This window comes from Mycobacterium sp. TH-M15, assembly GCF_057473705.1.
Genome location: NZ_JBYCLB010000564.1, coordinates 1 through 7921, shown reverse-complemented (window position 1 = coordinate 7921; position 7921 = coordinate 1). Strand labels below are relative to the sequence as shown.

Annotated in this window: 5 protein-coding genes and 1 pseudogene; 4 read left to right on the top strand and 2 right to left on the bottom strand. The window is 70.4% G+C overall.

Features of this window, described 5'->3' with window-relative positions:
* On the top strand, positions 1-1466 hold a 1466-nt coding region (locus tag AC2VNT_RS13800), incomplete at its 5' end, for an MMPL family transporter (protein WP_486947399.1).
* A 4-nt stretch (positions 1467-1470) separates the two neighbouring features.
* Here the strand turns inward: AC2VNT_RS13800 and AC2VNT_RS13795 are convergent.
* Positions 1471-2580: an AI-2E family transporter gene (locus tag AC2VNT_RS13795; protein WP_486947398.1), complete on the bottom strand. Its 1110-nt coding sequence runs from the start codon at positions 2578-2580 to the stop codon at positions 1471-1473.
* Positions 2581-2687: 107 nt separating this feature from the next.
* Between AC2VNT_RS13795 and AC2VNT_RS13790 the strand changes: the two are divergent.
* A pseudogene (locus AC2VNT_RS13790) lies at positions 2688-3638 on the top strand (lysylphosphatidylglycerol synthase transmembrane domain-containing protein); the annotation flags it as partial.
* Between the two features lie 29 nt (positions 3639-3667).
* Here AC2VNT_RS13790 and AC2VNT_RS13785 read toward each other — a convergent pair.
* Positions 3668-4183: a hemophore-related protein gene (locus AC2VNT_RS13785; RefSeq protein WP_486947397.1), complete on the bottom strand. Its 516-nt coding sequence runs from the start codon at positions 4181-4183 to the stop codon at positions 3668-3670.
* Between the two features lie 231 nt (positions 4184-4414).
* Here AC2VNT_RS13785 and AC2VNT_RS13780 point away from each other — a divergent pair, with 231 nt between their 5' ends.
* On the top strand, positions 4415-7306 hold the full coding sequence (locus AC2VNT_RS13780; protein WP_486947396.1) for an MMPL family transporter: 2892 nt from the start codon (positions 4415-4417) through the stop codon (positions 7304-7306).
* The gene (locus AC2VNT_RS13775; protein ID WP_486947395.1) at positions 7303-7818 is read left to right on the top strand and encodes a helix-turn-helix domain-containing protein; all 516 of its coding nucleotides are present in this window, start codon (positions 7303-7305) and stop codon (positions 7816-7818) included. Before AC2VNT_RS13780 ends, AC2VNT_RS13775 begins: the two co-directional genes overlap by 4 nt.
* Positions 7819-7921 lie beyond the last annotated feature (103 nt).

Sequence of the window (7921 nt, the reverse complement as noted above, 5' to 3'; positions counted from 1 at the left end):
ACCGCACCGAGCAGATGACGCTGGTGATCCAGAGCACCACCGACAAGCCGGTCACCGACCAGCAGATCGCCCAGGTCCGGCACCGGGCGATGACGATCCGCGGGTTCACCGATCCCAACGGCGATCCGGCCCGGATGTGGCAGGAACGCAGCTACGCCGACGGCGGCTCGAAGGACCCGACGGTGCGGGTCATCCAGAACAGCTTGGAGAACCCCGACGACGCCGGCAAGAAGATCGCCGAGCTGCGCGCGCTCAACCCACCCAAGGGTCTCGAGGTCATGGTCGGCGGCACCCAGGCGCTGGTCCAGGATTCGATTCACGGCATGTTCACCAAGATGCCGTTGATGCTGGGCATCCTGCTCACCGCCACCACGTTGCTGATGTTCCTGGCGTTCGGCTCGCTGGTGCTGCCGATCAAGGCCACGGTGATGAGCCTGCTGACGCTCGGGTCGACGATGGGGATCTTGACCTGGATCTTCGTCGACGGGCATTTCGCGCATCTGCTGAACTTCAGCCCCACTCCGCTGACCGCGCCGGTGATCGGGCTGATCATCGCCATCGTGTTCGGGCTGTCCACCGACTACGAGGTGTTCCTGGTCTCCCGGATGGTCGAGGCGCGCGAGCGCGGCATGTCCACCGCGGAGGCCATCCGGATCGGCACCGCGACCACCGGCCGGATCATCACCGCCGCCGCCCTGGTGCTGGCCGTGGTCGCCGGGTCGTTCGTCTTCTCCGACCTGGTGATGATGAAGTACCTGGCGTTCGGGTTGATGGCAGCGCTGCTGCTGGATGCGACGGTCATCCGGATGTTCCTGGTGCCGGCGGTGATGAAGCTGCTCAACGACGACTGCTGGTGGGCGCCGCGCTGGATGAAGCGGGTGCAGAACCGGATCGGGCTGGGCGAGACCAACCTGCCCGACGAACGCCGCCGTTCGGTGACCCCCCGGCCCCGCCCGGCCGGCGCCACCGCGTCGCCGCCACGCAAATCCGCGTCGCGGAGCTCCACGGCGGCGGCTGTGCACGACCCGACCCATCCGGCCGGCAAGAGCGGGAAACGCTCCTCGACCGGCAGTTCCGCGGATCGGCGGGGCAACCGCAGCCCGTCTCGCACGGGGACCACCCGGCTGCCGGCGGCCGAGCCGGCCACGACCCGGCTGGCCGCGCCGGAGAAGGCTGCGCACCCGGACGAACCACCCGCGCCGGACCGTGAGATCGAGACTTGGCTCGATGAACTGCGCACCGGCGAGCAACCGGTGTCGCCGAAGTCACCGCCGCCGGAGGACTCGACCCGCGCAGACGAGCCGCCCGCCGACGCCACCACCGCCATCCCGGCACCGAACCCCGGCACACCGGCCACCGAGCAGCTCCCCACCGCCGAGCAACCCGAGCAGACCCCGCAGCGCCGTGGCGGCGGTGGCGGTGTCAGCGCCCAGGACCTGCTGCGCCGCGAAGGCCGCTACTACTGAGCGGCTACCCGGCTTCGGATGCCGCGGTGTCCGGCCGGAGCGGCGTCTCCAGCCCACCGTCCTGAGCCGCACCGACCAGCACCCGCACCGCCCGGTCGACGAACGCGATCGTCGGCACCGCCAGCAGCGCCCCGACGATGCCGGCCAGGATGGCGCCGGTGGCGATACCCAGCACCACCGCGAGCGGGTGGATCGAGACGGCGCGACCCATCACCAACGGCTGCAGGATGTGCGACTCCAACTGGTTGACCGCGACGATCAAGCCGAGCACGAACAGCGCATAGATCCAGCCCTTCGCGATCAGGGCCACCAGCACCGCGAGCAGGCCGGTCAGCACCGCACCGACCAGCGGAATGAACGCCCCCAGGAACACCAGCGACGCCAGCGGCAGCGCCAGCGGCACCGTCAGGACCGCCAAGCCGATCCCGACGCCGAGCGCGTCGACCAGGGCCACCAGGAACGTCGCCCGCACATACCCGACCAGCGACCGGAACCCGGCGACGCCGGCGGCGTGTACCTTCTCCCGCACCTGACCGGGGAACATGCCGACGAGGAACGCCCAGATGTTCCGCCCGCCGTAGAGGAAGAAGATCAGCGTGAACAACACCACGAAACCGCCGGTGACGATCTCGGTGATGGTCTCGGCGGTGGACAGCGCCCCGTGGGTCAGCTTGGCCTGGTTGTTGCGCAGGGTGTCGATGACGGTGGTGCCGGCGCCGCCGATCTGGTCCCGGCTCAAGTGCAGCGGGCCGTTGATCAGCCACTGCTGGGACGAGTCCACCAGCCGGGTCACCTGCTCGACCAGGCCCGGAACGCCGTCGATGAACGCGTTGATGACGAACGTCAACAGCCCGGCGATCGCCGCCAACCCACCGACCAGCAGCAGGAACACCGCCAGGCCGCGCGGCACCCGGCGCCGGTTCAGCCAGTCCACGCCGGGCAGCAGCAGCGCCGCAACCAGCAGCGCTATCGCCACTGGGACGACGATCACCTCGAGGCGTCTGACGATCCACAGCACCGCAACCGCGGTGGCCAGCAGCACCAGCAGCCGCCAACACCAGGACGCGGCGCGACGCACCGTCGGGTGTACGGATTCATCTGCGGTTTCTGACATTCCGGTAGCGTAACGACAAGGCCGCGACCTCATACAGACCGAGAGCTGACCGGTTCGCCGCGGCTACGCTGACCCAGGTGTGGCTGCGCCGGGTGATCATCGGCTCCGTCGCGGCGGTGCTGGCCGTCGAGATCGCGCTGGCCTGGGATCAGCTGGCCAAGGCACTGGTCAGCCTGTACAGCGCCGACCGATGGTGGGTGCTGGCCGCGGTGCTGGCCGCGGCCGCGTCGATGCACAGCTTCGCGCAGATCCAGCGGACGCTGCTGGCCTCCGCCGGGGTGCACGTCCGGCAGTCGCGGTCCGAGGCGGCGTTCTACGCGGCCAACTCGCTGAGCACCACCCTGCCGGGCGGGCCGGTGCTGTCCACGACGTTCCTCTACCGCCAGCAGCGGCTGTGGGGCGCTTCACCGCTGGTGGCGTCCTGGCAGCTGGTGATGTCCGGCGTGCTGCAGGCGGTCGGGCTGGCGCTGCTCGGCCTGGGTGGCGCGTGCGTCCTCGGCGCCCGGAGCAACCCGCTCTCGCTGCTGTACACCCTCGGCGGTTTCGTCGCGCTGCTGCTGCTCGCGCAGTCGGCGGCCTCCCGGCCGGAGCTGCTCGACGGGTTCGCCCTGCGGCTGCTGTCCTGGGCCAACTCGGTGCGGGGCAGGCCGGCCGAGACCGGGCTGGCGACGTGGCGGCGGATGCTGGCCCAGCTGGAGTCGGTCAGCCTGGGCCGCCGCGACCTGTCGATGGCCTTCGGCTGGTCGCTGTTCAATTGGATCGCCGACGTCGCCTGCCTGGCGTTCGCCGGCTACGCCGCCGGAGGCTCCCCGTCGGTCGCCGGGCTGACGGTGGCCTACGCCGCGGCCCGGGCGGTGGGCAGCATTCCGCTGATGCCGGGCGGCCTGCTGATGGTCGAGGCGGTGCTGGTGCCCGGGCTGGTGTCCAGCGGCATGCCGTGGCCGGACGCCGTCCTGGCGGTGCTGATCTACCGCGCGGTCAGCTGGCTGCTGGTGGCCGCCGTCGGCTGGGTGGTGTTCTTCTTGGTGTTCCGCACCGAGAGCCGGGTCGACCCCGACGCGGTGCCGGGGCTGGTCGCCTAGCTAGCTCAGTGCGCCGCCGCCGGCGGCGGAGCCACCGCGACCGGGGCGACCTGGGCCGGCGCGGCGGGCGGCTTGGCGCCCGGGATGGCCGGCGCACCGGGAATGGTCGGCAGCTTGCCCTGCTCCTGCGCCGCCTGGAACACAGCCAGCAGCGCCGGCAGCCGCTCGCTCAGCTTGCACTGCTCGTTCGCCACGACGAGCGGCAACGCCAGGCCCACGAAGTCGTTCCGCGCGGCCGGGTTCGCGTCGAAGTACTCGTTCACCGTGTCGACCGACTCCGGTCCCGCAGGCTGCTGCAGTACGCCGGTGAGCATCTGGTTGGTCTCTTGGTGCGAGTCCAGGTAGTCGGCGGTGGACCTGGTCACCGAGCTGACGGTGCGGGAGATCTCGCCGGCGGAGCACGGGTCCTTGTCGGCGGTAGCGGTCGGCCCCGCCACCGCTGCGGTGACGGTGCCGCCCACCGCGAGGGTGGTCAAGACGCCGAACAGCCGGCGTCGCCGAGCAGCAGTGATCGTCTTCACCGATAACTCCTCATGGATTGTGGGATGGGCCGGGCGTGCCCCCGTGACCGGCCAGCTGCCCATCTTGCCTGCCCTGGCCCGAAGCCGCCAGTCGAACGGTGGTCGGTCCACCGGTAATCCGGGAGTCCGTGCAGTTCAGCGCCGCGCGAGTGGATTACGTCACGACCTTGCTGCGGTAGGCTGCCAGCACGCGGTTGCCACCAGAATCGGGAGCGGAAAATCCAGCAGTTCATGATGCGCCTCAGCGGCAACCTGCGCAGATTCCGCTGGCTGGTCCTGACCGGGTGGTTGGTCGCCGTGCTGGCGGCGGTCTACCTCAGCACCACCCAGTCCGGCCACCTCACCGGCGGCGGGTTCGAGGTGGACGGATCGCAGTCCCTGCACGTCCAGTACCAACTCCAGGACCACTACCCCGATCAGGGTGCGTCACCCCTGGCGCTGGTGGCCGCACCGCGCGCGGACGCCTCCTACCAGGATATGAACGAGGCCGTGGAGCTGCTCAACCGGGTCGCCGGTGAGGTGCCCAGCCTGACGGTGGTGCCCAACCCGCAGCAGCCGGCGCCGCGACCCGACCGGCCGTACGTGGTGTCGCTGCAGCTGGGCTTCAACAACACCGGCGCGGTCGACGTGGCCAAGCAGCTGCGGGCGAAGCTCGGCATCAACGGCGACCGGCCGGGACAGATCGCCAACGGCTCGGTGCGGCTGCACGTGATCGGCCAGGGCGCGCTCGGTGCCGCCGCGTCGGCGAAGACCAAACACGACGTCGCCGCGGCCGAGCAGTGGAACCTGCCGATCGTGCTGATCGTGCTGCTCGCCGTCTTCGGCTCGCTGGCCGCCGCGGCGATCCCGCTGGCGCTGAGCGTCTGCACGGTCGTCGTCACCATGGGGCTGGTCTACCTGTTGTCCACCTTCACCATGATGTCGGTGTTCGTCACGTCGACGGTGTCGATGTTCGGCATCGCGCTGGCCATCGACTACTCGCTCTTCATCGTGATGCGCTACCGGGAGGAGCTGCGGACCGGCCGCGTCCGCCGAGACGCCATCGACGCGGCGATGGCGACCTCCGGGCTGGCCGTGCTGCTCTCCGGGCTGACCGTGATCGCCTCGCTGACCGGCATCTACCTGATCAAGACCCCGGTGCTGGTGTCCATGGCCACCGGGGCGATCCTGGCGGTCGCGGTCGCGGTCCTGACCGCGACGACACTGACTCCGGTGCTGTTGACCGTAGTCGGGCGCGCCGTCGCCCAGCGCTCGGCACTGCTGCGCTGGACGCGCCGGCCGTTGAACGCCCGGTCGCGGTTCTGGAGCAGGTGGACCCGCCGGGTGATGCGACGGCCCTGGTTGTCGGCGCTCGGGGCGGCCACGCTGTTGGTGGTACTCGCGGCGCCGGCGTTCTCGCTGGTGCTGGGGAACAGCATGCTGCGCCAGTTCAACGCCGCCCACGAGATGCGCGGCGGGGTGGCCGGCGCCGCCCAGGCACTGGGACCGGGGGTGCTCGGACCGGTCCGGGTGCTGGTCAGCTTCCCCGGCGGCGATGCCTCGGCGCCCGACCACGATCAGGCGCTGACCGCGGTCCGGGACACGATGATGCGCGCCCCCAACATCATCCCGGTCTCGGTGCCCCCGCCGGTCTTCGCCGACGACCACAGCAGCGCCCTGCTCTCCGGCGTGCTCTCGGTCGACCCGGAGGACATGAAGGCCCGCCGGACGATCAACTGGCTCCGCGCTCACCTGCCACCGGCCGCCGGGAACTCGGCGAGGGTGGCCGTCGGGGGGCCGACGGCACTGATCAAGGACTTCGACGACCGGGTCGCGGCAACCGAGCCGCTGGTGCTCGGGTTCGTGACGCTGATCGCGTTCGTGATGCTGCTGATCTCGGTGCAGTCGGTGCTGTTGGCGCTGAAGGGCGTGCTGATGACGGTGCTGTCGGTGGCCGCCGCCTACGGCAGCCTGGTGGTGGTGTTCCAGTGGGGATGGCTGGCCGGTCTGGGGTTCGAGCCGATCAGGTCGATCGACAGCTTCGTCCCGCCGATCGTGCTGGCCATGACCTTCGGCTTGTCGATGGACTACGAGATCTTCCTGCTGGCCCGGATCCGGGAACGATTCCTGCAATCCGGCAACACCCACGACGCGGTGGCGTACGGGGTCAGCACCAGCGCGCGGACCATCACCAGCGACGCGCTGATCATGATCGCGGTCGTCGACGGATATGCCTTCGCCGGCATGCCGCTGGTCGCCGAGCTCGGCGACGCCTCTGCCGTCGCGATCGCGGTTGACGCAACCGTGGTGCGGCTGGTGCTGGTGCCGGCGCTGAGGGCGGTTCTCGACCGGTGGAACTGGTGGCTGCCGTGCTGGTTGCGCCGGATTCTGCCGACGGTGGACTTCGAGAAGCCGTTGCCCACCCCCGATCCGGGGGACGTCGTGGTGGTTCCGGACGACCTGTCCCGGCTGGCCTTGTCCAATGCCGACCTGCGCGTCGTGGTCAACTCGGTAGCCAAGCTGAGACGACTGGTGCCCGACGCGGTCTGCGTAGCGGACCCGCTGGTGTTGCGTGGCTGCGGCTCCGCCGCCGCCGAGACGATGCCGGTGGTGACCGAGCTGCCCGGGGACGGTCTGCACCGGGTGGGGCGGCCGGTGCACCCGGTCGGCGTCTGGCGGGCCTGGCTCTCGGTGGCCCTGGACGCCTTGGACACCACCAGCGGTGCGGTCGACAGCTCGGTCGACGACCCGGCGCTCTCCCGGGCCAAACCGGTGGAGACGGTGATCATCCAGCTTCCCACCGGCGACCGGCTGCAGATCCCCACCGGCGCCGAGACACTGCGGTTGCAGGCCTATCTGATCGTCTCCCGCAGCACCGAACGGGACTACGCCCAGTTCGCCGACCTGGTCGACACGTTCGATCCGGAGACCGCCGCCGCGACACTGGCCGGCATGGACGGGTACTACTCTGGTCAGCCGACCGAACGATGGATCGCCGCCGAGTTGGTTCGCCGACTGGCCGATCCGCGGCCGGTCGACGTGGACGGTGCTGACGAACCGGCGGACGACACAAGGCCGGACCCGGAGGTCGTTCGGCAGCGGTGCCTGTCGGTGGCCGTGGCGATGCTCGAGGAGGCGAGGTGACCGCGACGGCGGATCCCGGCCGGGATGCCGACCCCGGTGGACCCGACGACCAGCCGGAGACCGACGACCAGCCGGAGACCAGTCGGACCGACGACCAGCCGGTGGAGACCTGGTCGACGGCCGCCATCCGGTCGGCGTTGCAGGAATCCGATATCACCGTCTGGCGGCAGATCGTCACAGCGCTCAAGCGCGACCCGTACGGGCGCACCGCGCACCAGGTCGAGGAGGTGTTGGCGGACGCGCCGCCGGAGGGTGTCGCCAAGGCGCTCTCCGAGGTGCTAGCCCGCACCCGCGCACACCTGGAGGCCAACGAACGTGCCGAGGTCGCCCGCCACATCCGGCTACTGATCGACCGGTGCGGGCTCAGCCGAAGCGAATTCGCGTTGCGAGCCGGGGTGTCGGGGGCCGACCTCACCGACTACCTGGGCGGCAAGGCCAGCCCGTCGGCCTCGATGATGATCCGGATGCGCCGACTCTCCGACCGGTTCGTGCAGCGGGACACCGACGGTTGACCGTGGTCAGCGGACGTGGATCGGTGACAGCTCCACAACCAGCCAGCGGCCGTCGCGCTTGATCAGGATGATCCGGACCGGCGCCACGATCTGTCTGGTCTCT

Excerpts from the sequence above, each read along its gene's own strand:
- AC2VNT_RS13795 (WP_486947398.1), bottom strand. The coding sequence starts at position 2,580 with ATGTCAGAAACCGCAGATGAATCCGTACACCCGACGGTGCGTCGCGCC.
- AC2VNT_RS13780 (WP_486947396.1), top strand. The coding sequence starts at position 4,415 with ATGATGCGCCTCAGCGGCAACCTGCGCAGATTCCGCTGGCTGGTCCTG.